The organism is Psychromonas sp. MB-3u-54, assembly GCF_002836415.1.
Taxonomy (GTDB): domain Bacteria; phylum Pseudomonadota; class Gammaproteobacteria; order Enterobacterales; family Psychromonadaceae; genus Psychromonas.
The window spans coordinates 52,532-79,263 of the sequence record NZ_PJBP01000182.1; the positions used below are offsets into that span (position 1 = coordinate 52,532).

The 26,732-nt window shown below is 40.8% G+C and carries 27 protein-coding genes and 1 pseudogene; 13 read left to right on the forward strand and 15 right to left on the reverse strand.

Annotated features, from left to right (window positions below):
* Positions 1-710: 710 nt before the first annotated feature.
* Both CXF72_RS17840 and proX (CXF72_RS17845) read right to left on the reverse strand, forming a co-directional pair.
* A complete protein-coding gene (locus CXF72_RS17840; protein WP_269801209.1) occupies positions 711-1,067 on the reverse strand; it encodes a MarR family winged helix-turn-helix transcriptional regulator in 357 nt (118 codons plus the stop codon).
* A gap of 151 nt (positions 1,068-1,218) precedes the next feature.
* Positions 1,219-2,226, reverse strand: a complete 1,008-nt coding sequence (gene proX, locus CXF72_RS17845) for a glycine betaine/L-proline ABC transporter substrate-binding protein ProX (RefSeq protein ID WP_101041136.1) — start codon at positions 2,224-2,226, stop codon at positions 1,219-1,221.
* Between the two features lie 58 nt (positions 2,227-2,284).
* On the opposite strand from proX (CXF72_RS17845), the gene CXF72_RS20095 reads away from it, so the two are divergent.
* Positions 2,285-2,410, forward strand: a complete 126-nt coding sequence (locus CXF72_RS20095) for a hypothetical protein (RefSeq protein WP_269801210.1) — start codon at positions 2,285-2,287, stop codon at positions 2,408-2,410.
* Between the two features lie 527 nt (positions 2,411-2,937).
* Here the strand turns inward: CXF72_RS20095 and CXF72_RS17850 are convergent.
* The 5 genes from CXF72_RS17850 to proV form a co-directional block, all read right to left on the reverse strand.
* Entirely contained in the window at positions 2,938-3,366 is a 429-nt protein-coding gene (locus CXF72_RS17850) for a MarR family winged helix-turn-helix transcriptional regulator (RefSeq protein ID WP_101041137.1), read from the reverse strand.
* A gap of 99 nt (positions 3,367-3,465) precedes the next feature.
* Positions 3,466-4,527, reverse strand: a complete 1,062-nt coding sequence (gene proX / locus CXF72_RS17855) for a glycine betaine/L-proline ABC transporter substrate-binding protein ProX (RefSeq protein WP_332870236.1) — start codon at positions 4,525-4,527, stop codon at positions 3,466-3,468.
* 346 nt (positions 4,528-4,873) lie between these two features.
* The gene (gene proX, locus CXF72_RS17860) at positions 4,874-5,881 is read right to left on the reverse strand and encodes a glycine betaine/L-proline ABC transporter substrate-binding protein ProX (protein ID WP_198552657.1); all 1,008 of its coding nucleotides are present in this window, start codon (positions 5,879-5,881) and stop codon (positions 4,874-4,876) included.
* 9 nt (positions 5,882-5,890) lie between these two features.
* A complete protein-coding gene (gene proW / locus CXF72_RS17865) occupies positions 5,891-6,961 on the reverse strand; it encodes a glycine betaine/L-proline ABC transporter permease ProW (RefSeq protein ID WP_101041139.1) in 1,071 nt (356 codons plus the stop codon).
* Between the two features lie 2 nt (positions 6,962-6,963).
* The gene (gene proV, locus CXF72_RS17870; protein ID WP_101041140.1) at positions 6,964-8,151 is read right to left on the reverse strand and encodes a glycine betaine/L-proline ABC transporter ATP-binding protein ProV; all 1,188 of its coding nucleotides are present in this window, start codon (positions 8,149-8,151) and stop codon (positions 6,964-6,966) included.
* A 528-nt stretch (positions 8,152-8,679) separates the two neighbouring features.
* Between proV and CXF72_RS17875 the strand changes: the two genes are divergently transcribed.
* The 4 genes from CXF72_RS17875 to CXF72_RS17890 all read left to right on the forward strand — a co-directional run bounded on the left by CXF72_RS17875 (position 8,680) and on the right by CXF72_RS17890 (position 12,198).
* Positions 8,680-9,639, forward strand: a complete 960-nt coding sequence (locus tag CXF72_RS17875) for a KpsF/GutQ family sugar-phosphate isomerase (RefSeq protein WP_101041141.1) — start codon at positions 8,680-8,682, stop codon at positions 9,637-9,639.
* Positions 9,640-9,705: 66 nt separating this feature from the next.
* Complete coding sequence (locus tag CXF72_RS17880) at positions 9,706-11,667, forward strand: YdbH domain-containing protein (RefSeq protein ID WP_101041142.1); 1,962 nt, start codon at positions 9,706-9,708, stop codon at positions 11,665-11,667.
* Between the two features lie 38 nt (positions 11,668-11,705).
* The gene (locus CXF72_RS17885; RefSeq protein WP_157823290.1) at positions 11,706-11,855 is read left to right on the forward strand and encodes a YnbE family lipoprotein; all 150 of its coding nucleotides are present in this window, start codon (positions 11,706-11,708) and stop codon (positions 11,853-11,855) included.
* A 28-nt stretch (positions 11,856-11,883) separates the two neighbouring features.
* Complete coding sequence (locus CXF72_RS17890; RefSeq protein WP_198552659.1) at positions 11,884-12,198, forward strand: YdbL family protein; 315 nt, start codon at positions 11,884-11,886, stop codon at positions 12,196-12,198.
* Positions 12,199-12,240: 42 nt separating this feature from the next.
* Here CXF72_RS17890 and CXF72_RS17895 read toward each other — a convergent pair whose 3' ends face one another.
* From CXF72_RS17895 to CXF72_RS20350, 3 genes and pseudogenes are all read right to left on the reverse strand, one after another.
* Positions 12,241-12,507 (reverse strand): DUF1145 domain-containing protein, encoded by a 267-nt coding sequence (locus CXF72_RS17895; RefSeq protein WP_101041145.1) that lies wholly within the window; start codon positions 12,505-12,507, stop codon positions 12,241-12,243.
* Entirely contained in the window at positions 12,507-13,115 is a 609-nt protein-coding gene (gene rsmD / locus CXF72_RS17900; protein WP_101041146.1) for a 16S rRNA (guanine(966)-N(2))-methyltransferase RsmD, read from the reverse strand. Before rsmD ends, CXF72_RS17895 begins: the two co-directional genes overlap by 1 nt.
* Positions 13,116-13,243: 128 nt before the next feature.
* Positions 13,244-13,552: pseudogene (locus CXF72_RS20350) on the reverse strand (hypothetical protein); the annotation flags it as partial.
* A gap of 157 nt (positions 13,553-13,709) precedes the next feature.
* Here CXF72_RS20350 and ftsY point away from each other — a divergent pair.
* The 5 genes from ftsY to CXF72_RS17925 all read left to right on the forward strand — a co-directional run bounded on the left by ftsY (position 13,710) and on the right by CXF72_RS17925 (position 18,344).
* Entirely contained in the window at positions 13,710-14,588 is an 879-nt protein-coding gene (gene ftsY / locus CXF72_RS17905; protein ID WP_442966052.1) for a signal recognition particle-docking protein FtsY, read from the forward strand.
* Between the two features lie 14 nt (positions 14,589-14,602).
* A complete protein-coding gene (gene ftsE / locus CXF72_RS17910; RefSeq protein WP_101041148.1) occupies positions 14,603-15,283 on the forward strand; it encodes a cell division ATP-binding protein FtsE in 681 nt (226 codons plus the stop codon).
* On the forward strand, positions 15,276-16,262 hold the full coding sequence (gene ftsX, locus CXF72_RS17915) for a permease-like cell division protein FtsX (protein WP_101041149.1): 987 nt from the start codon (positions 15,276-15,278) through the stop codon (positions 16,260-16,262). Before ftsE ends, ftsX begins: the two co-directional genes overlap by 8 nt.
* 285 nt (positions 16,263-16,547) lie before the next feature.
* Entirely contained in the window at positions 16,548-17,399 is an 852-nt protein-coding gene (rpoH, locus tag CXF72_RS17920) for an RNA polymerase sigma factor RpoH (protein ID WP_101041150.1), read from the forward strand.
* Between the two features lie 120 nt (positions 17,400-17,519).
* The gene (locus CXF72_RS17925) at positions 17,520-18,344 is read left to right on the forward strand and encodes a prephenate dehydratase (RefSeq protein WP_101041151.1); all 825 of its coding nucleotides are present in this window, start codon (positions 17,520-17,522) and stop codon (positions 18,342-18,344) included.
* Positions 18,345-18,365: 21 nt separating this feature from the next.
* On the opposite strand, the gene trmA is transcribed toward CXF72_RS17925, so the two are convergent.
* Positions 18,366-19,463: a tRNA (uridine(54)-C5)-methyltransferase TrmA gene (gene trmA / locus CXF72_RS17930; protein WP_101041152.1), complete on the reverse strand. Its 1,098-nt coding sequence runs from the start codon at positions 19,461-19,463 to the stop codon at positions 18,366-18,368.
* Between the two features lie 139 nt (positions 19,464-19,602).
* On the opposite strand from trmA, the gene murI reads away from it, so the two are divergent.
* Positions 19,603-20,409, forward strand: coding sequence for a glutamate racemase (murI, locus tag CXF72_RS17935; protein ID WP_101041153.1), 807 nt, complete (start codon positions 19,603-19,605; stop codon positions 20,407-20,409).
* A 557-nt stretch (positions 20,410-20,966) separates the two neighbouring features.
* Here murI and CXF72_RS17940 read toward each other — a convergent pair.
* Both CXF72_RS17940 and CXF72_RS17945 read right to left on the reverse strand, forming a co-directional pair.
* Positions 20,967-22,151 (reverse strand): NnrS family protein, encoded by a 1,185-nt coding sequence (locus CXF72_RS17940; RefSeq protein ID WP_101041154.1) that lies wholly within the window; start codon positions 22,149-22,151, stop codon positions 20,967-20,969.
* A 62-nt stretch (positions 22,152-22,213) separates the two neighbouring features.
* The gene (locus tag CXF72_RS17945; protein ID WP_101041155.1) at positions 22,214-22,657 is read right to left on the reverse strand and encodes an RrF2 family transcriptional regulator; all 444 of its coding nucleotides are present in this window, start codon (positions 22,655-22,657) and stop codon (positions 22,214-22,216) included.
* Between the two features lie 239 nt (positions 22,658-22,896).
* On the opposite strand from CXF72_RS17945, the gene CXF72_RS17950 reads away from it, so the two are divergent.
* Positions 22,897-23,445, forward strand: a complete 549-nt coding sequence (locus CXF72_RS17950) for an HPP family protein (RefSeq protein WP_101041161.1) — start codon at positions 22,897-22,899, stop codon at positions 23,443-23,445.
* 71 nt (positions 23,446-23,516) lie between these two features.
* Here the strand turns inward: CXF72_RS17950 and CXF72_RS17955 are convergent, their stop codons facing one another.
* Both CXF72_RS17955 and CXF72_RS17960 read right to left on the reverse strand, forming a co-directional pair.
* Positions 23,517-23,906, reverse strand: a complete 390-nt coding sequence (locus CXF72_RS17955) for a SirB2 family protein (RefSeq protein WP_101041156.1) — start codon at positions 23,904-23,906, stop codon at positions 23,517-23,519.
* Between the two features lie 164 nt (positions 23,907-24,070).
* On the reverse strand, positions 24,071-24,283 hold the full coding sequence (locus CXF72_RS17960; protein ID WP_101041157.1) for a hypothetical protein: 213 nt from the start codon (positions 24,281-24,283) through the stop codon (positions 24,071-24,073).
* A gap of 549 nt (positions 24,284-24,832) precedes the next feature.
* On the opposite strand from CXF72_RS17960, the gene CXF72_RS17965 reads away from it, so the two are divergent.
* Positions 24,833-26,732 (forward strand): S9 family peptidase (locus CXF72_RS17965; protein ID WP_232785017.1); only part of this gene is annotated, 1,900 nt, incomplete at its 3' end.

Below are 26,732 nucleotides of genomic sequence, written 5' to 3' on the forward strand. Positions count from 1 at the left end.
ATTCAGCTAATAATTTATTCTGTTATATAAATACTCGTAGTTTTCTGTTTTTAGAGAAGGAAACTTGAAATCTTCTATATAGGGGTGATCTTCGTCTAAATCGCTACCCGTAAAAAATGCGTATTATGTAGATGAGTAAGCAGAAGCCTTTGTTAATTCCGCTGATAGCCATTCATTGAATTTAAGATTTTGGGTCTATTATTATCCTCACCACAACTGCCGTCACCATAACCACTATTGTCATAACTGAATTGGTTATACCTGATATCGTCTGTTTGCTGATAATACGAATAGAATAATAAATCCGCTGTTTTACTTCGCGGTTCTGTAATCACCTTACCTAATCTAGCTACACAGTTTATTTTTTCAGTAGTAAGTTGTCTATGAATATGTCTAAATCTATCTTTTTCACTTCTACACCTTCCATGTATTTGACTACCTTACCTACTCTCAATCTTGCTTTAGAGGGGAGTCAGTTTTCAACGACTTTCTGTATGTATTATCACCCAATCGGATATTAAAGTGATATACCTCTCCTCTTTTCACAGTATGTTTTATCATATTAACCTCTAATTGTGTGACACAAAATGGTGATCCATATAACTAATTGATCTGTATATAAAGTAACCCCGCTATTGTGGCTGTTTTTGTTTGTTTAACAGATGCGCTGATTACAAAAGGTGTCAACTAAGTATGTAAATGTTAGGGCTCTATTCCGGGCTATTCATCATGCTTGATAAACGTTGTAATGAAGACAATATCAGGTTTTGCTCCCAAAGCTCCAGCGCCTGAAATTTTTCCAGAAAACCCGGTTGCAATATACCGGGCGCTTCCGCTAACATCTGCTCACCGGATTCAGTAAGCAGGGCATGTACTTTACGCTTATCCTGTTGATTGCGTATACGCACCACCCGCCCACGCGCCTCCAGCCGATCAAGAATAATGGTGGCGGTTGCCTGACTCATATTGGTCTTTTCCGATAATTGACGAATAGTGACATTATCATCACGTTGAATAGTACGCATCAACATTAATTGCGGGCTGGTCAGGCCAAAATCTTTACTCATTTTTTTGGAGTGCAGATCGATAGCACGAGTAATTTGCCTTATAGCTCCCAAAACTTTATCACTTGTTTCGATAGGAAACTCCTTTCCTTTAAATACGAAGGCTAGCGCAGTAGCCTCCGTATGATTATTTATCATTTGTAGCAGATGTGTACTACATTGCCGCTTTCTTGGCGGTTTCAATCCAAGCATCAAACTGTTTCTGATGGGCTTTAATCCAACCATCCGCATGAGCTTCAATATCTTTCGGCTTATTCGCGCCTTTTGCCATCATCACATTTTCAGCACTGACATCATTGATATCAAGTTTCATAAGTTCAAACAGTTTAGCGGCTGCCGGGTTTGCTTCAGCAAACTTTTTGTTGGCGACAATGCGCATTGAGTTCATTTGGAAACCGTAATTTTTTCCATTAGGCAGTGTAGTATCAACATTCTTTCGCTCGCCGGGAAGTGCCGAGAACGGGACTTCTAACCACAGCACGTCGGTACCGGGAACCAATTCACCACTCACCCAGTAAGGAGTCCAAGTGTAGTAAAATATGGAGTTCCCATTATTATAACGGGCGATAGTATCTGAGATAATAGCTGCATAGTTACCCTGATTATGGGTCACCGTTTGACGCAAGCCAAAAGTATCAAGTTGGTGTTCAATGACCCCTTCACAACCCCATCCCGGATTACATCCGGTTAAGTCGGCTGTGCCATCGCCATTGACATCAAATAGTTTGGCAATTTCTGGATTTTTGAACTGTGCGATATTGCTAATGTTATATTTTTCGGCGGTTTTTTTATCAATCAGATAACCTTGTCCCGCACCGGTGATATATTCACCTTTGCGGTAAAATTTGTCGTCGCCACCTGCCGCTTTGTATTTAGAATTGTGCAATGGACTCCAGTTTACCGCTAAATAGGTGGCATCACCCGCTGCAATAGAGGTGTAAGCGACGTTATAGTCAACCTCTTTAGTGGCGTTGACAGTATAACCGAGCGCCTGCATCGCTTTGTTGACAATCAATGTCTGAAAGGTTTCTTCGGCAACAGTCGATTGCAGCGGCTGAACGTCAATACCTTCGCCTGGCAGTTTTTCCGCCCAGGCAGCGGATGAGAGGGTTGCTGAAACAGCGATTACCGTGGTGAGTATTGTCTTGTGTATATACTTCATTTTTGCTCTCCTAGTTTGCGGGTTTATTATGAGTGATTTTTTAACGGTAAATCACTCAATGAAACGGGAACAGTTTGATAGTAGCGCATTTTTTATCGTGTATGGTCTGCGTAATACGATCAAGCAAGATGGCAATAATAACAATCCCAAGACCACCAACGGTGAGCCCGGTTTTCTCAAATAGATTCCCTTTAATCGAGCCATTGCGCGATTAAAAGAAAGCTTCTTCTGCGAATACCTTGTACAGGTTTTACAGTGCTAACAGAGTTGACAGAAATAACGTCCTTTATCGCAGGTGATAAAGCTATTAGTACTCTAATTATCTTCATTTAAAAAATCAAGTAAAAGCAATTTAAAAATCAACTTAATGTCCGCCTTTTACTTTTTTTAGCTGTTCAAACTTTTTCTTTGATGCTGAATGCTTGGCGATAAAAAAGCTAAAGCAGACCACTGATATACAGGAAGCTAGGGTTTTCTATGAATATCGGAAAATATAATAGTATTAAAACGAGCGAAGACTAAGGCTTAACATAACAGTCTGTAAATCAATCACTGTGTTTTTTAGGGCGTTTTATTCTTTTAAGGCTTTCTGAAGGGGCGCTGTGAATCTATCCTATAGGCTGAATAGATAAGTGCGACAGTCAGGAAGCCGGAATTAATATTTAAGGCTCAAAAATTTAAAATAAAGTCTGTGTATTTTTATCTTAAGCGTTAGTCCGAAGCGTTCATCATGCTTGATAAACGTTGTAATGAAGACAAAATAAGGCTTTGTTCCCAAAGTTCTAAGGACTGAAATTTTTCTAGAAAGTCAGGCTGCAATATACCGGGCGCCTCCGCTAACATTTTCTGACCGGAGTCGGTGAGCCGAGCGTGTACTTTACGCTTATCCTGTTGATCGCGTATACGCACCACCCGTCCGCGATTTTCCAGCCGATCGAGAATAATAGTGGCTGTTGCCTGGCTCATACTGGTCTTTTCCGATAATTGACCAATAGTCACATTATCATCGCTTTGAATAGTACGCATTAACATTAACTGCGGGCTGGTCAGGCCAAAATCTTTACTCATTTTTTTGGAATACAGCTCGATCGCACGCATAATTTGTCGGAGAGCCACCAAAACTTTATCACTTGTTTCCATTGGACAATCCTCTTTTTGGAAAACAGAGGCTAGCCAGTAGCCTCTGTATGACTATTTCTTATATCTAGCAGGGGATTATTCTGCTAGATAACTTTCAAACTACATTGCCGCTTTCTTGGCAGCTTCAATCCAAGTGTCAAACTGTTTCTGATGGGCTTTAATCCAACCATCGGCATGGGCATTAATATCTTTTGGCGTATTTGCCCCTGTTGCCATCATTCCATTTTCAGCACTGATATCATTGACACTGAGTTTCATAAGCGAAAATAATTTAGCGGCTGCAGGGTTAGCATCAGCAAATTTCTTGTTGGCAACTATGCGCATGGTGTTCATTTGGAAACCGTAATCTTTTCCATTAGATTGCGTGGTATCAACATTCTTTCGCTCGCCGGGAAGTGATGAGAACGGGACTTCTAACCACACCACGTCTTTGCCGGGGACCAATACACCACTCACCCAGTAAGGGACCCAAGTGTAGTAAACAATGGAATCACCTTTATTATAACGGGTGATAGTATCTGCGATAATGGCTGCATAGTTACCCTGGTTATGAGTCACCGTTTCACGCAAGCCAAAAGTATCAAGTTGGTGTTCAATAACCGCTTCACAACCCCATCCCGGCGTACATCCGGTTAAGTCTGCCGTGCCATCGCCATTAACATCAAAGAGTTTGGCAATTTCCGGATCTTTAAGTTGTGCAATATTGGTAATGTTATATTTGTCGGCGGTTTTTTTATCAATCAGATAACCTTGTCCCGCATTAGTGACATATTCACCTTTGTGGTAAAATTTTTCGTCGCCACCTGCTGCTTCATATTTCGCTTTGTGTGATGGATTCCAGTTGTCCGCTAAATAGGTGGCATCGCCCGCTGCAATCGAGGTGTAAGCCACATTATAGGAAACCTCTTTAGTTCCTTTGACAGTATAACCAAGCGCCTGCATCGCCTTGTTGACAATTAAGGTCTGAAAGGTTTCTTCCGCAATGGTGGATTGAATCGGCTGAACAGTAATACCTTCACCTGGCAGTTTGTCAGCCCAGGCAGCGGATGACAGGGTGGCTGAAACAGCGATGACCGTGGTGAGTATTGTTCTGTGTATATGTTTGATTTTTGCTCTCCTAGTATACGGTTTTATTGTGGTTAAGTTTTTGTAACTGTAAATAAATGAAAGGGGATCCGTTGGACACTAAGGTTTTTTTAGCGCGATTATTTTTCGCGATGATCTGCGTAATACAATCAAGTATCTGTTCCCAGACTTGTTCAATCCCTAGAATAGTCAGACGGGCAATTGGCGAAAAGCGAAAATAATGACCACCACAACAGTTGATACATTACCAATTCCAAAGAGCGTTACAATTAAGATATGGAATAGCCAGCAAGACGTTGTCACTTTTTCCATAGGAAACGCTTCTTTCTAAAATACAGAGGCTAGCGCAGTAGCCTCTGTAAATGGCTATCTATAATCTTATTATCTGATTAGATAGTTTCTGTACTACCTGGTTTTTGAACTACATTGCTGCTTTCTTAGCGGCTTCAATCCAAGCATCAAACTGTGTCTGATGGGCTTTAATCCAACCATCGGCATGGGCATTAATATCTTTTGGCGTATTCGCCCCTTTTGCCATCATTCCATTTTCAGCGCTGACATCGTTGATATTAAGTTTCATAATTGCAAATAATTCAGCGGCTGCAGGGTTTGCATCAGTAAATTTCTTGTTGGCAACTATGCGCATTGCGTTCATTTGGAAGCCGTAATTTTTTCCATTAGACAGGGTCGTATCAACATTCTTTCGCTCGCCGGGAAGTGCTGAGTACGGGACTTCTAACCACACCACGTCGGTGCCGGGAATCAATACACCACTCACCCAGTAAGGAACCCAAGTGTAATAAAAGATGGAACCACCGTTGTTATAACGGGTGATAGTATCTGCGATAATAGCCGCGTAGTTACCCTGGTTATGGTCCACGGTTTGACGCAGGCCAAAAGTATCAAGCTGGTGTTCAATAACCGCTTCACAACCCCATCCGGGGTTACATCCGGTTAAGTCTGCTGTGCCATCGCCATTGGCATCAAAGAGTTTGGCAATTTCCGGATCTTTAAGCTGTGATATCTCGGTAATGTTATATTTGTCGGCGGTTTTTTTATCAATCAGATAACCTTGGCCCGCACCGGTGATATATTCACCTTTTCGGTAAAATTTTTCATCTCCACCTGCCGCTTTGTATTTATCAGTGTGCATTGGATTCCAGTTGTCCGCTAAATAAGTGGCATCACCCGCTGCAATCGAGGTATAAGCGACGTTATAGGAAACCTCTTTAGTGGTTTGGACAGTATAACCAAGTGCCTGCATCGCTTTATTGACAATTAAGGTCTGAAAGGTTTCTTCCGCAATGGTAGATTGAATCGGCTGCACAGTAATACCATCACCTGGTAGATTTTCAGCCCAGGCAGCGGATGACAGGGTTGCTGAAACAGCGATTACCGTGGTCAGTATTGTCTTGCGTATATACTTCATTTTGTTCCCCTAGTTTGCAGTTTTATTGTGAGTGAATTTTTTTAACAGTAAATAAATTAATGAAACGGGACCCGTTTGATACCAGCGCGTTTTTTGATCGCGGTTGTTTTTACCTATAGTTTGGGTAATACGATCAAGTAATATGGCAAGAATAACAATGCCAAGACCACCAACGGCAGCCAGACCCATATCCAGTCGTCCAATCCCGCGTAACACCATTTGTCCCAAACCACCAACGGCAATCATAGAGGCTATTACCACCATTGACAGTGATAACATCAGTGTCTGGTTTACTCCGGCCATAATGGTCGGCATGGCTAAGGGCAGTTGAATCCGGTAAAGCATCTGTTTCGGGCTGGCACCAAAAGCGTGTCCTGCTTCGATCAGCTCTTCCGGCACTTGCTGAATTCCCAGAATAGTCAGACGCACAATGGGTGGTAAGGCGAAAATAATAGTCACTACAACACCCGGAACATTACCTATACCAAAGAGCATAACAATGGGCACTAAATAGACAAAAGCCGGTGTAGTTTGCATTGCATCAAGCATCGGTCGAATGATTTTTGCGGCCGATTGACTTCGAGCCAACCAGATTCCTAAGGGTAACCCCATCAAAAAACAGAAAAATACTGAAGTCATCACCAGCGCGAGTGTCACCATAGCTTGCGACCAGGCACCAACCAGCCCAATTATAATCAAAGAAAAGAACGAGGTAATACCCATTCGCGGTCCGGCTAGTTGCCAGGCAATCAAGGCTAAAATAAGTAACATGATCGGGGCGGGTGTTGATACCAGTGCACTTTGAAATGAAGTGAGAATCAAATCAATAGGAACGCGGATTGCCTGAAATACCGGGCGTCCGTGAACGACTAACCAGTTTAGTCCGGTCTCAACCCACTGATCAAAAGGCATAATAGCCTCCTGAAAGGGATGCAGCCAATCGAAAGGTTCGGCTTCGGTGGCAACGTTCAGCCAATCATTCGCGGTTGACGTTGCGGAGGAGGCCGTCGTCCAGGGATCAGCCGGCGCTGCTGCACTGGCCCAAGGGTCAGCGGCTTGAGTCGTTGTTTCAGTTGCCATGATTATTCCCTATCTAAAATTTGTAATAAGCGTGATTTTGTGATCACACCGTGGTAGGTGCCATCTTCAGCAACAACCGGCACAGCATAACGCACGGCGGCTACTTGGCCGATTAATTCGCTGACCGAGACATCGGGTTTGATGGTGGTAATGTTTTCAAGCAATGCGCTGCTGAGTGTATCCTGATTTTTTTTCGCGATGCGTAAAGAGTCTGTTGAAACAATACCCGTGAAGCGATTGGCACGATCAACGACAATTCCGAAGTCACGCTCACTGTCTACAAGTAACTGCATCGCAACGGCAGGGCTGTCATTTTCATGTTTCTTAAAGATGGCAGCCGGTGTTTTTTTAGCGATATCCTTAGCACAAAAGACAGTTGCCACGTTGACACCGCTGAAAAAGGAGCTGACATAGTCATTAGCCGGATTCTGAAGAATATCATCGGGCGTACCGACCTGGACCACGATACCGTTTTGCATAATCGCAATACGATCGCCGATGCGCATCGCCTCATCCAGATCATGTGAAATAAATACAATGGTGCGTTTATCATCATTTTGCAGGCGAATCAGCTCATCCTGCATTTCACAGCGAATCAAGGGGTCAAGGGCTGAGAAAGCTTCATCCATCAGTAGAATATCCGGGTCATTAGCTAAGGCTCGCGCCAAGCCAACCCGCTGTTTCATGCCGCCGGAAAGTTCATCGGGATAGGATTCACAATGCATATCAAGCCCTACGCGAGTGAGCGCTTCACGTGCTGCTTGATGACGTTCATTAATGGGAACACCGCTCAGTTCCAAGCCAAATGCCGCATTATCAATAACATTCATATGCGGCATTAAGGCGAAGTTTTGGAAGACCATCGAAATGTGCTTGCGACGAACCTGGCGCAGCTCTTCAGCTGAGATGTGGGCAATATCTTTACCCTTAAATAATACCTTGCCACTAGTAGGTTCAATTAAACGGTTTAAAAGGCGGACGAGTGTGGATTTTCCGGAACCAGATAATCCCATAATAACGAATACTTCTCCTTTATTAATGCTTAAGGAAACATCTTTAACACCGACGGTGAGCCCGGTCTTTGCAAATATTTCATCTTTATCGAGCCCTTGCTCAATCAAAGGGAAAGCTTCTTCTGGAGACTGTCCAAATACCTTGTAGAGGTTTTGAACTTCTAACAGAGTTGACATGAATAACATCCTTTATAGAGCGTCATCGAGTGATGGCACAGGTGATAAAACTATTAGTACTCTAATCATCTTAGCTGTCGAACTCAAGTAAAAATAGATAATTTTAAAATAATTGCTTGTCTTGGCAGGTTTTTTTAGTGATTTATCCTGTTTTTTTCGTGCTGAAATGGTTGGTTGACGATAAAACAAGCTAAAAAGCACTGTGATCTGCACTGAAGTAAGGTTTTCTATGGATATCGGGGTTTTTTATCAGTATTTAAGATGGGTAAAAAACAGATAAATTAGTTATAGCTGAAATTATTTACAAGCAAAGTGGCAAAGATTTAAACGTCAGTCTCTGCCGGGAGCGACCACTAATGGCTTATTCATTACATTACAAACGCTGTTTGAATCATCGAATGATGAAACAGGTTAAATCAAAAACCAGTGAGTATTCAGCGCTTTTTAGTCGCACTATCGGTACTAACTTTTTCTGTTAAAATACAACCACAGGCGTAGACTTAGCCGAAATAATCCTGAGGTTTTTATATGACACAATTTACTTTATCAACGTCCCAATTAATTAAAGAAGTTCGCACTGTATTTGATGTGCAGAGCCAAGCATTAACTTCCCACAGTCAGCGTCTTGGCGATGAATATCTGCAAGCGTTAGCATTAATGAAAAACTGTACAGGTCGGATCATTGTTTGCGGTATGGGAAAATCAGGGCATATTGGTAAAAAAATATCTGCCACCCTGGCGTCGTTAGGCACACCTTCTTTTTATATGCATCCCGGCGAAGCCTTTCATGGTGATTTAGGCATGGTCACTAAAAATGATCTGCTTTTGCTTATCTCCTACAGCGGTGAAACAGATGAATTGCTTAAAATTATCCCCTCCATTCAGCATTCTGGTAATAAGATCATTTCTATTACCGGCGGTTTAAATTCTACCTTAGCTAAAAATTCCGATGTTGTTTTAGATGCAAGTGTTGAAAAAGAGACTTGTCCGAATAATTTAGCCCCGACAACATCTACTACTTTAAGTTTGGTGATTGGCGACGCGTTAGCCTCGACCTTAACCCTAGAGAAAAACTTTAGCCCAATGGATTTTGCACGTTTCCATCCGGGAGGTAGTCTGGGTAAGCGACTACTTACTTTTGTTAAAAATGAAATGCGCACTGAAAAATTACCCTTAGTGCAAGCACAAACCTCTCTGACGGATGCCTTGATGGTGATGACAGAAACCCGTACCGGTCTCGCTTTGGTGATGGAAGAGGGTAACCTGCTGGGGGTGATCACCGATGGTGATGTGCGTCGCTTCCTGATCTCAGGTGAAAGTATCCCGGATTGTACTGCGCAACAATTAATGAACAGCTCGCCTTGTTTTATCTCTCCGAATGCGCGTTTAACCGAGGCTGAAGAATTGATGCGTGAAAAACATATTAAGTGGCTGGTGGTGAGTGAAGACGGTAAAAAACTTGATGGTATTATTGAGTGGGTGCAATAAGTCTTTGTGAATGCGTTTTGCAGCAGAAATTTTTATCTCATTATTTTTTTCAGCTATGGGGTACTGTTGGTAGGCAATTCAGTCGTTAATGCCAATGAGCTGCGGGTAATTACGGAACAAGAGGGGCCATTATTAACCTGGCTTCCTCTTCTTTCGAGCAGTTTAAAACGTTTTCAACCGGATAGTCACTGCCCGCAAAATCAGGTTACTGATCTTCAAGTGGTTAAAGAAAAAGATAAGATCAACGTCTCTATCGGCTCGATTGATTGGGATTTAAACTGTCAACGCCCTAATGCTGCGCAAAATCCCTCACTCACCTTGGACAAATCTCAAACGACTGCTCAACTCGATCAGTTCTTAAGGTTTTTGGCACACTTGCCCGATACTGAAATAGTGGTTAAAGCGGTTAATTTGAGATCGGCACGCCTTCAGAAAAAACTGTCATTTAATGTACATCTCAACAAAACGAAACAAGCGGTGTTTATTCGCTTATTCAATGAATCCGGGCAGTTAACGGTCAATGTGGATCTTGTAAAGAAAGATGTTAATTTAACAACAGAATTTAAAGCAGAAAAATTTATTCAATATATCAAACTGCCCGAAGCTTACCGAGAATTAATTAAAGGGTCATTCACCTTCAACTATTCAGCTAATTTGAAAAAATGGGAATTCGGTCAGTTTGCCCTAAAGTTTAGCGGAAATATAACCCCTTTAGCTGAAAAAATGGTCCTGAATTTGGCGGGAGAGTTTAATATTTTAACCGGGCTGGTGAGTTTACAAAAAATGGACTTAGACTTAACAAAAATTAATTATGCACTAACAAATAAGTCCCTATTGAGAATGCCCTACGTTAAGCTAACACTGCCACAACCTGCGCGCATCAATTTATTCGACGGAATAAATATTAAGACCTTGCCTGTGCACCTGAGGATCGGTGGCGGCGCGATACAAACAAAAATTGAGCCAGTTATAAAGCCAGCTATTCGAGCTAAGACACAGAAATTTCCACCGCTGTTTGCTAATATTAAAACGCATGGCAAGATAAATAATCTTAATATTGACTGGTCTCTGTCTTTAATAAACAGCGCTATTGCAGGTTCTCTTAACTATCACTCCAATATACTCACGGCGAACATAAAAAAAGGACAACTTTCAGCACCCGTGCTTATTGATGGGCTGCAAGCTTATCTGCCTGTAATGCAAAATTGGTCTGTTGATAAAGGGTCAATTAACTATCAGCTAAATGCAAAATATAATTTGCAAACAAAAACCGGTTATCTGAAAAGTTTATTAAAAGGACAGGATATTGCGGGGCAAAAAGGCACTATTTTGTTTGATGGTTTGACCTTTAACAGTGATACCGATTTTGAAGTTAACAGTGAAAAAGTTCATATCAAACGGGGTAAACAGCAGTTGATGCTGAATAATTTGTTTGTCGGAGTGCCCATTCAGGGGGTTCGGATAGATGCTCACAGCAGCGCGGGGATCACTGTTATTGATGACTTTAACGCGTGCTTATTAGGCGGAGAGGTAACGATTGAAAATCTTAAATTACAACCGCAAAGCAGTGCTTCGATAAATCTCTCCGGTTTAAGTTTGAGCGAGATAATCAAATACAGTGCCTATCCGGCGATTAGCGCAAGCGGTCTTCTTGACGGTGTTTTACCGTTAACATTAACTTCCCAGGGGATCGATATAGATCAAGGGCTTGTTTTTGCGCGGGCACCCGGTGGATATATTAAGGTTCCGCAGGATGACGTAGTGAAAAAAATGGCCAGCACACAACCTGCATTTGCATTTACTTTACAGTTATTATCTAATTTTCAGTTTGATACTTTGCGGGGAAGGATAGGTTATACTGCAGAGGGAGAAATGGATATTAATGCTGAAATTCACGGTATGAACCCGGATGTGAGTGGAGTACAACCGGTTAAATTTAATTACTCTCATACTGAAAATATTTTAAAATTATTAGAAAGTTTACGTTTCTCTGATGAATTAACGCGTCAAATACAGGAGAACTATTAGTGTTAAAACGAATTGTTATTTTATTTCCGTTGATTGTTATGGTGTCGGCATGCACACCCCGTGTGGAATTGGCAATGCCGAGCGAACCTATTACGATTAATTTAAATGTAAAAATAGATCATCAAATTCGGGTTAAAGTGGATCAGCAGTTAGATGAACTATTTAACGATCAAAGTGGCCTTTTTTAGACGTATTTGATAAAAATTAGGAATGAAGATGAAAAAAATTATTTTGATGATCACCCTGATCTTGAGTTTCTCGGTATTTGCTCTGGAGTTGTCCGATGCCAAGCAGCAAGGTTTAGTCGGTGAAAGAGTGGACGGTTTATTAGGCGTGGTTGAGACTTCCCTGGAAGTTAAAGAACTGGTGAACAGTATTAATGCTCAGCGCCTTGCCGTGTATAAGCAAATAGCAGAAAAAAATGCCATGACCATTGATCAGGTATCGGTTCTTGCGGGTGAGAAAGCCATAAAAAAAACGCCTAAAGGTCAATATATTCAAAATGCTGCCGGACAGTGGGTAATAAAGTGAATATAACCGGGCAAACACTATAATGCTTGCCCCTTGTACCCGCTAACTAACCAAACGTCCTTTTAATTCCCAAAGTTTAAACACCCCAAAAAAGAAAACCTGCAGGGCATCCGCCTTGGTTAATTTAAGTTTTTCTGAAAATGCGCCGTAAAAAATCAATAATTGTATGATATGCATAACGGACATTAATCCGAGCAGAATATAAAATAGTAGTGCTGCTTGTCCGGGAAATGGAAAAAACAGATTAACTATCAACAATCCCCAGATTGCGATCATTAACAATTTTCCTGATATGATAAAATAGTTCATTATACTCCCCGTACATACAGTTGATAGCACACTTGTGCCGTGCTCTTTTCTTTTAATAGTTGCCAGTTTTCGGGTGCTGAAAAATCATTAGACAGTGTTTCTTTTTCAATATAGATCAGTGCGTTTTCGGCCAGGTAATCATTCATTTCTAAGGCATTGCAACAGGGTTGGAGTAATCCATTAAAGAAAGGGGGATCAATAAAAACAATATCGAACTTTTGATTCGCGGTTTTCTGCAAGTAGTGAATAGAATCCGTTTCTATCAGGGTGGCATTATCCACTTTTAGCATTTTTAAGTTTTCACGCAATTGACTTGCAGCTTGATTATCTTTTTCCAACAAGGTCACATTTTTTGCATAACGAGACAAAGCTTCAAAAGCGAGGCTGCCGCTGCCGCTAAAACAATCCAGGCAACTTGCATCACGAATATCCTGCATTAACCAGTTAAATAATGTTTCTTTAGTACGATCCGTTGTGGGCCGTAAACCCTCCTTATTCTGTACCGGTAATTTCTTGCCACGCCATTTTCCGGATATTAATCGAATAAAGCCGCCTTTAAGCGATTTTGTGCTTTTTTCGTGATATTTAACCTGATGATTTTTACCCATATAATTTTTAGTCCGACGATAAGGTGTTAATATAGAGCTATAAACGACTGTGAAATATTTATTCAGTAGTTTAAGAATTTTTGAGATGCTGCTATTTTAGCAGCCTAAATTGGTTGTGAGTAAGGTTTTTAATTAATGGCAAAAAAGAAAGGTCTCTTTTCCTGGTTCGGGAAAAAATCAACTGAAGAAACAGAGCAAGATGAAAAAGATGCGTTACTTGAGGCAGATAGGCTCGAAGCTGAAAGGTCAGCAGCCGAGCAGCTTAAAGATCTAAAGCTCAAAGCCCAAAGGCTCGAAGCCCAAAGGCTCGAAGCTGAAAAGCTCGAAGCTGAAAGGCTCGCAGCTGAAAAGCTCGCAGCTGAAAGGCTCGCAGCTGAAAAGCTCGCAGCTGAAAAGCTCGCAGCTGAAAAGCTCGCAGCTGAAAAGCTCGCAGCTGAAAAGCTCGCAGCTGAAAAGCTCGCAGCTGAAAAGCTCGCAGCTGAAAAGCTCGCAGATCAACAGCTCGCCCCCTCCAGTACAAAACAAAAAACGGAAGAAAAAGCGCTGGGTTTCTTCGCGCGCTTCAAGCAAAGTTTAACCAAAACCCGTTTAAGTATCGGCAGTGGTTTATATTCTTTATTTAGCGGGAAAAAAATTGACGCGGATCTTTTTGAAGAGTTGGAAGAGCAATTGATCCTTGCCGATATTGGTGTTGATACTACATTAAAAATTATCGATAAATTAACCGCACAGGCGAATCGCAAACAACTTAAAGATGCAGAAGCCTTATATACACTGTTAAAAGAGGATCTTTCCGGCATCTTACAGGAAGTTGAGCAGCCGTTAGTGATAGATGAAACTAAATCCCCCTACGTTATATTAATGGTGGGTGTTAATGGCGTAGGTAAAACCACCACTATTGGTAAATTAGCTAAAAAATATCAACAACAGGGTAAATCGGTAATGTTAGCCGCAGGTGATACTTTTCGTGCTGCCGCCGTTGAACAATTACAGGTATGGGGAGAGCGAAACAATATCCCCGTTATTGCGCAGCAAACAGGATCCGATAGTGCATCGGTATTGTATGATGCAATGGATGCGGCTAAAGCTCGAGGTATTGACTTGTTAATCGCCGATACCGCTGGTCGTTTACAAAATAAAGATCATTTGATGGATGAGCTAAGCAAAGTTGTTCGTATTATGCGTAAAAAAGACCCCAGTGCACCCCATGAAATTATGCTGACGATTGATGCAAGTACCGGCCAAAATGCGATAAGCCAGGCCGATTTGTTTAATAAAGCCGTGGGTATTACCGGTATAACTTTAACCAAACTGGATGGAACAGCAAAAGGCGGGGTTATTTTTTCAATTGCAGATAAGTATAAACTGCCTATTCGTTATATTGGAACAGGCGAAGGAATTGATGACTTAAGGGAATTTAATGCCAGGGAGTTTATTGACGCCCTTTTTTCGAAAGAAGAAGAGATTGAATAAGGTAATAGATAATTATGATTTTATTTGAAGACGTCAGTAAGGTCTATCCTGAGGATTATATTGCACTTAACCAGGTGGATTTTCATTTAAAACAGGGTGAGATGGCATTCTTGACCGGACATTCAGGGTCAGGGAAAAGCACTCTGCTAAGATTAATCAGCTTAATGGAGAGGCCAACGACCGGGCGAATTATCTTAGACGGTAATGATCTTAGCCATATAAAAGGCAATGATATTCCTTACTTGCGGCGGCACATTGGTATGATTTTTCAAGAGCACCGTTTGTTAATGAACCGCACTGTATTGGATAATGTCGGATTACCGCTATTAATTGAAGGCTATAGCCGTTACGAAATTAAACGACGTAGTTTGGCGGCGCTTGATAAAGTCGGTTTATCAGGAAAGGAAGAAAGTTTTCCAATTCACCTTTCCGGTGGAGAACAGCAACGCGTCGGGATCGCTCGGGCAATTATTAATCAACCTCCCTTATTACTCGCCGATGAACCAACGGGTAATTTGGATCCAAAATTATCATTAGAAATTTTAGATTTATTTAAATCACTCAATGAATATGGCATGTCAGTCTTAATTGCGACCCATGATTTAGGCTTAATTGCAAAAATGCGCTATCGTACATTAACCATTAAAGAGGGTGAAATGATCAATGATGGATTATTGAGACAACGTAATGATTAAAAAAAACACCAATAAAATCTTATCTGGCTCAGCCCGTATTAAAAAAGTGTCCTTTTTAGGACGCCTATCCGCTGCAATTCAGCAACATACAGAGCAGTTTTTTAGCAGTTTTATGGAATTATGGAAAACACCTTTTTCAACATTAATGACCATTTTAGTGTTAGGTCTGGCTTTATCGCTGCCCAGCATTTTCCAGGTGGCTTATAAAAACATTGAACGTGTGAACGGACAATGGGACAGTGCTTCGGAAGTTAGTTTATTCTTGGATAAAGGGTTATCTCAGCAACGTGTGCAGGTGCTCATTAATAAACTCGGGTTATATGAAGATATTGAAACGGTTACCTATATTACTAGCCATCAGGCTTTGGAAGAATTTAAAGCGATGTCAGGCTTCTCTAAAGCGCTTGACTATCTCAGTGAAAACCCACTGCCTGGCGTATTAGTTGTTGTTCCTACCGAAAAAGCAAAGAGTAGCGCGGGCAGCAAGCTGTTAGTTGCTAAGCTGCAACGAGAAGCTGATATTGATTTTGTTAAGGTGGATTCGGATTGGATAGAGAAGCTCCAGGCTATTTTATCGCTCGTTGTGGACATGGTTTTTGCTGTCGCCGTCTTATTACTGATGGCCGTCTTATTAATTGTCAGCAATACCATTCGCTTAAACATTTTAAATCAAAGAGCGGAAATTGAAGTGTTAAAATTAGTTGGTGCTACGAATAGTTTTATACAACGTCCATTTCTGTACATCGGTGCTTGGTACGGTCTATTGGGAGGGGGAATTGCACTATTGCTGACCTTCTCTATGGTGCAGTGGTTGCAGTCCGGAGTGGCGAACTTAGTCGGGTTATATCAATCTCAATTTAATATTTTGATGTTAAATCTAGAAGAGGCTATTATTTTGGTTGGACTCTCTACATTTCTTGGTTTCATCGCGGCCTATATTTCGGTGAAACAATATTTGGTCAAAATCGAGCCTAAGTGAATATAAAGCCTAAGTAAATATAAAGCCTAAGTAAATATAAAGCATATTAAATAAAAATGTTAATCGGGACAGCTTATGCGAAGTGTCATCTGCTTAGGAATTAACCCGAACATATTTAGTTAACGGATGCTAATAAAAAACTGTTCACAAATTTTTTCTTGATAATATATACTAGATATTGATTTTAGCCTTTTATTCTTGTTTAAAGATAATTACTTTATATTTAAATGAATTAGTACATAATGTTTTATGTACAGGGCAGCGTAAAAAATATTAAGGGTAAGAATGAAGAATACAAACAATTCAATGAGTTTAGTTCCTCAAGGAAGTATTGGAGCTTATGTTCAGTCCGTAAACCAATTCTCTATGCTCAGTGCAGAGGCAGAAAAAGAACTTGCTGAACGTTTGTTTCACGAAGGTGATTTAGCGGCCGCAAAAAAACTGGTCATGTCACATTTGCGTTTTGTCGTCTATATCGCAAAAAGTTATGCAGGTTACGGTCTGGCCCAGGCGGATTTAATTCAAGAGGGCAATATTGGTTTGATGAAAGCCGTTAAACGTTTTGATCCATCGGTCGGTGTGCGTTTAGTCTCTTTTGCTGTACATTGGATTAAAGCAGAAATTCATGAATATGTTATTCGTAACTGGCGCATGGTGAAAATTGCCACAACCAAAGCACAACGTAAATTATTTTTTAATCTGCGTAGAGCAAAAAAACGTCTTGGCTGGTTTAGCCATGATGAAGTCGCTACTGTGGCAGAAAATTTAAATGTCAGTACTAAAGACGTTCTGGAAATGGAGTCACGCTTAAATGCGCAGGATCAATCATTTGATTTAAGCGACAGTGATGACGATGAAAGCGGATTTGCACCGGTGCAATACCTTGAAGATAAAAGTGCAGATGTTTTTCAGGTAGTCTCCAATGAGAATACTCAGCGGCACACCAAAAATAAACTTTATTCGGCACTTTCAACCCTTGATGAACGTAGCCAGGATATCGTGAGCTCGCGCTGGTTAAGTGAACCCAAAGCAACACTGCATGATCTGGCTGCCCGATATGGAATTTCAGCAGAACGTATTCGCCAGCTAGAAGAAAATGCGATGAAAAAGCTGCAATCTAATATGGATTTAGCATAAAAAAAAAGGTAAGTATCATACTTACCTTTTTTGTTGGTTCTTTTTATCGTCGCTACCTTAAAAAGAGCGTAAGAATATCTCTTCCTCAGTCTGATTTTTATTATCACGAGCCACTGCCCCATGCCTAAAATTGCTACCCTTGGTCCCAAAGAAACATTCTCCGATTTGGCTACGCAACAATATTTACAAAGCCAAAACGGCATTTATGAAATTAGATATTTTAATAGCCTTACTGAAACCTTCGCGGCGATCGGCAACGAGTGTGAAATCGGCGTGTTGCCAATAGAGAACCTGTCCGAGGGATATGTCCAAGTGGTATTGGATCATCTTTTTAATACCAACTTAGTGGTTATTTCCGAAATTTTATTACCGATTCGATTTTCTTTCGTCGCGTCCTGTGCAAACTTGTCAGAGTTGACGGATCTTTATGTGCAGTTTGTTGCGCATGGCCAGTGTTCTGAATTTATTGATAAGCTAGAAAATATTAAAGTGCATAATACCCAAAGTAATATTGAGTCTTTGCTGCTTGCACAAAAGCATGGTGATGGTGCCGGCGCCATTATTCCCCAACATGCTTTAAAGATGGCTAAAAATCAGACACTTATTAGGGGGAATGTCACCAATTATAAGAATAATCAAACTCGTTTTCTGGTATTAGCCGACAAAGCACAGCGGCGCGTGGCTAAGCAACAGTATAAAACAAGTTTAGTGGTTAAAAATGAAAAGGATTCTCCCGGTATGTTGGGCAATATTGTGGCAGCCTTTGCAGAGCAGAAAGTTAATCTCACTTCAATTATGTCACGGCCAACCAAATCAGAATTTGGTAAATATCACTTCTTTATTGATATTGACGGGCACCAGGAAGATCCTGATGTGGATCGGGCACTGCAGCAAATAATGCAACAGCACCCTGTTACTATCCTTGGATCCTATATAAAAGCATAATAATCTAGGCAATACAGTCGATTATCGTTTAACCAAATAAACACCCGCTTCGCTGTGGTGGGTATAAGGAAATTGGTCAAATAAAGCAAAACGTTTTATGTCATGTGTTTCGCTAAGGACTTCCAGATTAAGCGACAAGGTCTCCGGACTGCAGCTGATATATAAAATATTGTCGTAGTGTTGCACCATCTTGACCGTTTTATCATCAAGGCCCGATCTGGGCGGATCAACCAAAATAGTATTACATTGGTAATCGCTTAAGGTGATCCCTTTTAAGCGATAAAATTCACGCTCGCCATTGATTGCCTGGGTAAATTCTTCAGCAGACATACGAATAACAGTGACGTTATTGATGTCGTTTTGGGCCATATTAAACTGCGCTGACTCAACCGATGGTTTTGCTATCTCCGTGGCTAAGACTTTATTAAAGTTTTTCGCCAGAGCCAATGAGAAGTTACCATTACCGCAATAAAGCTCCAGTAAATCACCCTGGCTATCGCGAGTACAGTCAATTGCCCACTGCAGCATTTTTTCACAGACCTTGGCATTTGGTTGGGTAAAGCTATTTTCAATTTGCTGATAAAAGAGTTTGTTGCCATCAACCTGTAATTCTTCTATCACATAATCGTAATCGAGCAATATTTTTTGTTTTCTAGCACGACCAATGAAGTTGATATCAAACTGCTTTAATAGTTCAGCTTTAATACGCTTGGCTTCCACTAGCCAGTTATCATCCAGTTGTTTGTGATAAAGCAGGCTTACAATTACCTGACCCTTTAAGTTAGATAAAAAATCAATCTGAAAGAGTTTATAACGCAGTATCTCAGTTGATTTTACTAATTCAAGTAGGACAGGCATTAAGTTGTTAATTAATTCACTTGCCGGGGGGAATTGATCCACACGGAATTTTTGTTTGGTCTTTTTATCAAACATGATGTAATAAAGTTCATCACCATTATGCCATACACGAAGCTCAGCGCGCATTCGATAATGTAACTTGGGCGATGAAAAACATTCCAAAGCAGGCGGGTTAAAGGTGGAAAATTGTTGGTTTAGGCGCTCTTTTTTAGCGTCTAACAGTGTTTCATAATTTTCAGGATCAACAAATGGCAGACTCATTTTTAACCTTCTGGTGGCAGATATAAGGGGCGAATGTTAAAGTAGCAGCCGTAAATTGACCAGATAAATTCATTTTATTTCTTAATTGATTTATAACAGGTTAAAATAGAGCGGTCGATAAAATTTAAATGGAACAATAATGTCAGTAAAACAGGTGCTTATATTTGACTCTGGAATAGGAGGGTTATCTGTCTTTGAGCGGGTGATAAAACAATCACCCGCTATAAAATACTTCTATCTATTTGATAATGCTTATTTTCCCTATGGAGAATTAAAGCCTGATTTTCTTATTCAGCGTTTAATGAGTTTACTGAGTTCATTTGTGGGCAGGCACAAAATTGATTTGATTGTTATTGCCTGTAATTCTGCCAGCACGGTTGCATTACAGTATTTGCGTGGACACTTCTCTATTCCTATTGTGGGTGTGGTACCGGCAATTAAACCCGCAACATTTTTAACAAAAAATGGCGTTATTGGCTTATTAGCCACTCCCGCGACTATTAATGGTGCTTATACCGCTCGATTGATTGATGAATTTGCAGCCGGTAAGCAGGTATTGAAAATTGGCTCAACCCAATTGGTTAAGCTGGCGGAGTTAAAGCTACAGGGGAAATTAATACAGCAGGCAGATATGGAATCTGTATTAGCAGCCTGGTTAATATTAGAAAAGATGCCCGATACCATCGTCCTAGGTTGTACTCACTTTCCTTTATTAAAAGCGGAAATTGCCCGTTGTTTTAAACACAAAATCAACTTAGTGGACTCGGGTAATGCGATTGCGCAGCGGGTAACTCAATTGCTTGGAAAAGGTGGAATGGCAGAAATAAAAAATACCCATCAAGCTTATTTTACTAAGGTTTATCAGCCTGATGAAGGGGCTAATTTTAACGCATTACAGCGCAGTTTTTTAGCTTATGGTTTTAACTCATTGCAGCTTTATATTTAATTTAGATTGCAGATCTGATTTTAATCATTATGTTTTTTTAAAACTCGCCGAAAAAAATCCAGTAACAGAAACTGCGACTGGATTTTTTCAATTCTATTTTTACAATAAGCGACGCTTGGGTCACCTGCTGTTCCTGTTCCGTTTTTTCTGGTTCTTTATCGTCAGTACCGCCACATTGTCCTTAGATTTATACCCATGTTACTTCAAAATGCTTTGTCAGGCGCAAGATCTTCGATCAGAGCAAGACGCAACATGACCTTTCGAGCGATTAACTGCGTTAATCCTCTAGCGGTAGATGTAAATGTAACCATTTACATCTTAAATGGTTATTCCCTTTTCGATTGGTGCAACGCAGCGCTGGTTTTCGACCTTGCGCCCCGTAGGGCAAGGTAAATTGTGCCAATCTGCGTTGTTATAAAATCTCTCTGTAGAATAACGATACTTCAATTTTATGCCTAGCATCTCAGCACAATTTTCCTTGCTGACTTTGCATCTTGAAGTATCATGGGTATATAGCAAACCCGCTCATTTTTTATCTGTTTTTATAATCATAAATTTCACACTCGCGCTTTAGTTAAAATTGGGAAATAGAGCGCTACAAAGCAGCCGTAACCAATAACCCAAAAACCAATGGCAATTGAAATAACATGACTATAGTTAACCAGCCAATAACTGCCAAAAACACGCATGATAAAGGCCAATATTATCGCTATAAAAGCCATGGTCATCACCTTACCCACAACTATGTTTCTGCCGGTATGCCCCAATGAGACGCGCGAAATCATCGCCAGAATCATGCTTGCCATAGCGCCAATCGTTAACGCATGAATGCCCTGTGAGTGGGTGACGGATGTCGTTATCTCTGATAAGCCAATCATCAACAAGCCGATCGCAATACACCAATAACTTATATGCAGAGACCAAACTAAAGGGGTTTTGAAGGTCACCCATATTTTCCAACGAAAGGCGCGTAGCGCATTAGCTGCACTGGCAACAAAAAAGATAATAGCGAGCACAATTGAAGGTAGCTGGATAAAATTAAAGGCGGTTAATACGGCGAGTAAGGTGCTGCCTATCGCCAATTTTTCTAACCAAGCGATAGCCTTTACCCGTGGGGTTTTTGTTCCATTGGCGGTGAACATGGGAAAGACTCTTCCGCCCATAACACACATCACTAAGGTCACCAATAAAGCCATTACAGTACTGGCTGTATTCATTAATTGAGGATTTTGAGATGCGATACTGTAATGCATCATCGCATTAGCGCCGGCCATAATTAATAATATTGGAATAAATAGGAGGTTGCGCCACAGTTTAACTTTAATAATGGGATAAGCTAATACTGTCGCCGCCAAAGGCAGAAAGGCGATATCCACAATTGCGATTAGCGCATGGGGAAGCGTATCGGGAAAGAAAAATAATATTCGGGCGATTAGCCAGAGCGCCACTAAAAGCATTAATCCTTTGCCATGTAAACCTCGTACGCCAGTCCAATTTTGTACCGCAGTTAATAGGAATCCAACAATAATCGCGGCCACAAAAGCAAATAACATTTCATGCATGTGCCACCACAGGGAGCCGCCATAAAGATTAAGATCAATATTTCCAGTTAATATGCTATTCCATACTAACAAGGCAAAAATGCTAAACAGGGAAGCAAGTAAAAACAAGGGGCGGAAAGCGAATTCAAAAAAAGCCATGCTGGGTTTAGGATTGCTTTTAGCGTTTGAAATATTGATCATAGTGAGGGTCTCAATGTTATCGAACAGTGATTTTTTTAGGTTTAGGTCTGAATAATTTAAAATTATAAAACATCAATATCCAGTAATTCGCCTATTTCAGTTCGTTTTTTAGCTGGCACTAAATCGGCCAATGTATATTTGTCCAGAGTGTCAAAAAAATTCTCCTGCGCTTCAGCAAAAATATTCTTTAATTGACAACTTGGGGCGATCACACAATGGTTATTATCACCAAAGCACTCTACTAATTTATTACCATCTTCCATTTCACGTACCAGGCTGCCGATATTAATATCACTCGGGGCGCTGTTTAATTTAATTCCGCCATTTTTTCCGCGAATCGCTAATAAATAACCTTTAACATTAAGCTGCTGAACAATTTTCATCAGATGATTTTTGGAAATATGATAGCTTTGGGCTATCTCATTGATGGTACTTAGCTGCTCATTATTGATGGCTAAATAAATCAATATGCGCAGTGAGTAATCGGTATAACGGGTAATGTGCATTATAAGTCACCTTGTCAGGCAGTAAAATAAAGATGCATTTACTTTACACCTTTTGGGGTTTATGTAAAATAGTTTTCCAATAATAAATACGCAAAAGAATTCATTACCAAAAACTATCGGTGAACAGTGTTATTTTCTTGACTGTTTTTCACTAAGGCCATAGGGTCTCGAAGCCTAAACCGCCCCTAGGCCAGCAGCTTAATAATACAACAAGATAATAGGATAAGTGGCACAATATGATCAGAAAATATTTTAAAAAAATGCAGGGGGGAGGATCTAGTCCACCAAGGAAACCATTGAGCAAAATTGGATGGTCATGGTTAGGGGCATTTATCGGGATTTACCTAATTGCAATATTAAGTAAATACAGTTATGAAAATTTACACAACAGCTTGTTTTTAGTTGCTTCATTTGGTGCATCGGCTGTATTACTCTATGGTGCCCCACAGGCTGAACTATCACAGCCTCGTAATCTGCTGGGCGGGCATATTATTTCTGCAGCGATAGGGGTGACAATTTATAAATATCTTCCCTTTGATGTGACTCTGTTGGCAGCGCTGGCTGTTTCGCTTTCCATTTTTGCTATGCAGTTTACCCGCACTTTACACCCGCCCGGTGGTGCTACTGCACTCATAGCCGTTATTGGTGATCCGGAAGTACACAACCAAGGCTACTTATTTATCTTTTTTCCAATATTGAGCAGTGCGATAATTTTGCTTGTCGTGGCACTTTTTATAAATAATTTATCGGGTCATCCGCAGCGACATTATCCAAGGCACTGGTTGTAGTGTTATTAGGGCCGGTTATCTTTGATGATTAATTCGTTTTCCACCGATGCTGCTGGTAGATATTTATCATCTTAGATGAGCGCTAACCAAGAGAGGGCATGGTGCGTTTTTGCCGCGCCTATAATATAAGTAAATATAAGTACGGCAATGATACTCGCCCATAAGCGAATCACGGCCGTTTTTCCGCGTTTAATAGCAATACTACCAACCGCAATATAAGCAAGCAGGGCGATTAGCTTAGCCGTTAGCCAGGTATCAAAAAATGGATACTGCTTGATAGTTATCATTAACAAAACGGCAAAGAGCAGTAAAAAAGTATCAATCAGATGCGGTAATATTTTCACTAATTTATGTTGTAATAAGGGTGACGCTGTTATCGATAAACTTGAACGTAAAATAAACAGGCTAATACTCAGGTAAGCCATTCCTACATGCAGATGTTTAACTAATAAATAATCCATTTAAAGCGCCTGTAATAAGTTTCTTATGTACTTGAAAATTAAGTTTAAAGGGGGATTTTAAGGTTGATAGTAACCTTTGTAAACTATTTTTGTATCCATTTTACTCATTATAGGCCTCTGTTTTTCTGTGATGGCAGCCTATGCTTCCCAGCATAATAATGCCTTCAGTTTTTCTGACGATCAAAAGAGGAATTGTCCCTTCCTTTATTACGTACGGCTCCCGAAGAGAAGACCGCTTGAAGTTCGGGATCAAGTGCCGAAAAAGTCTGCTGGTAGCCCTGCTGGGCAGTCATATCAAGCCAAGCCTGTGCTTCCCGATGCAGCCAATCTGCAGTCCAGTGCGGCGAAGAAGCCGTGTCCTCAAAGTTGATGCCCACCCATCGAACGCCATATTAATTGGCCTTGCTCGATATCGTCTTTACTGAATACCGTTTGACCATTGAGATCCAGATAGGCGCTTGGTATGAGAGGGCTCTCGATAAGTATCACGGCCTAAACTTAGCAGTACAGGATCAGCACCGCAAGCAGTGCTATTATGGTGAGCTTATTCTTACTTATAACTTATTTCCCCTCATGATGTTTATATAGATAGTGTCTGTAAGGAAAAATTCAGACCAAGTTTATAAATGTATGTTTTCTATCCTAGGTTGAGGAATGAGGGGGCCATAATGATGCGGTTAATGAGTGTCATAACGACATCTATAAAAGGGATTGTTTATAATGCTGCAAGAATATGGCGCGCCACTATTCACTGTCTCATTTTCTGGTTTTGCTCTAATTACTGTATTGATAGATTACAGTAAAGCATTTATTTTTCTTGAGCTTAAATCGATCAACCAATGAGTGGGATTAGATCCCAACGGCAACCTTTCCCCTAACTCGGCTCAATGTTAATATTGTCACACTTACAACCAGCAGAGAAAATCATGAATTTAAAAGCTAAACTGTCAGCACCCCAAGCCTCAAAGAAAAACCACATTCATGAAATTCATGGTGATTTACGTAAAGATGATTATTTTTGGTTGCGAGATGATCATCGTCAGGATCCTGAGATCATCGATTATTTAGAGCAAGAAAACGCCTTTACTGAGCAGGAGATGAGTCCTCTCGTTTCCCTGCAGGCTGAGTTGTATGACGAGATGGTGGCACGGCAGGAGCCGGAACTTGAATCCGTTCCTTATTTTAAAAAAGGGTTTTGGTACAGTGTTCGCTTTGCCGAAGGCCAAGATTATATGGTTTACAGTCGTCGACAAGAATCGATGGCAGCCCCGGAGCAGATACTGATAGATTGTAATAAACGTGCGCAGGGACTTTCTTATTATCAATTGGGTGATTTGGCCCTATCAAGTAATTCAATGTTGATGGCATTTTCAGAAGATGTGGTCGGTCGCCGTCAATATACCTTAGGTTTTAAAAATCTTGAGACAGGTGAGATGCTAAATGATCTTATTGAGAATGTTTCTGACGTGGTCTGGGCAAACGATAATCAAACGGTTTTTTATGCTAAACAACACCCGGAAACCTTATTACCCTATCAAGTCTACCGCCACCGATTAGGTGAGCAGATAAAGGATGACGTATTAGTTTATGAAGAGCTGGATGATACCTTCTACGTGAGTATTGATAAAACACGTTCCGAGCAGTATCTGGTGATTGCTATTGACAGTACCACCACCTCTGAATGTTTAGTCTTGAATGCCGATCAGCCGACGGGAGAATTTGTCTCATTTTTACCCCGGTTACGCGGACATGAATACAGTATTGATCATTTTCAGGAACAGTTTTATATTCGCACCAATAACAGTGGTAAAAACTTTGCTTTAAAAACATCGACTTCACCGATTAACCACAATGCCGATGCCTGGTCCACTATTATTGAAGCGCGTGACGATGTATTGCTGGAAGGTTATGAATTGATGCAGAAGTGGTTAATTGTTGAAGAGCGTCAGAATGGTTTACCCCTATTACGTCAAATCAATCATCAAACCGGTGAGTCAAAAACCTTAACTTTTAGTGATCCTGTCTATACCGTTTTTAGTCATTTTAATCCTGAAGCAAATACAGCTAAATTTCGCTATCAATATACCTCCTTTACTACTCCCTCATCGGTCTATGAATTGGATTTAAACAGTGGTGAAACTATTCTCTTAAAACAAAGCCAGGTAATGGGCGAGTTTGATAGTGGTGATTATAAAAGCGAACGTGTTTGGGTCACCGCCCGTGATGGTGTGCAAGTGCCGGTTTCTCTGGTTTATCGTAAAAAATTGTTTAACCATAAAAATCCAATACTCATTTATGCCTATGGCTCCTATGGTCATAGTTTAGATATTGGTTTTGATTCTTCAAACTTAAGTCTTCTGGATCGCGGTTTTGTGTATGCCGTTGCCCATGTTCGAGGTGGAGAAGAGTTGGGACGGTCTTGGTATGAAGAGGGGAAGTTGCTTAAGAAACAAAATACCTTTAATGATTTTATCGATGTCACCAAGAGTTTAATCAGCTCCGGCTATGCGGCAGAAGATAAGGTATTTGCGATGGGCGGAAGCGCCGGGGGATTGTTGATGGGGGCAATCATTAACCAGGCGCCAGAATTATATAAAGGCGTGGTGGCAGCAGTGCCCTTTGTTGACATAGTATCAACTATGTTGGATGAATCTATTCCGCTTACCACCGGGGAATATGATGAGTGGGGCAATCCGAATAACAAAAATTATTATCACTATATGCTTTCCTATAGCCCCTACGATCAAGTGCAAGCTGTGGATTACCCTAATATGTTAGTGACTACTGGATTACATGACTCTCAGGTGCAATATTGGGAGCCCGCCA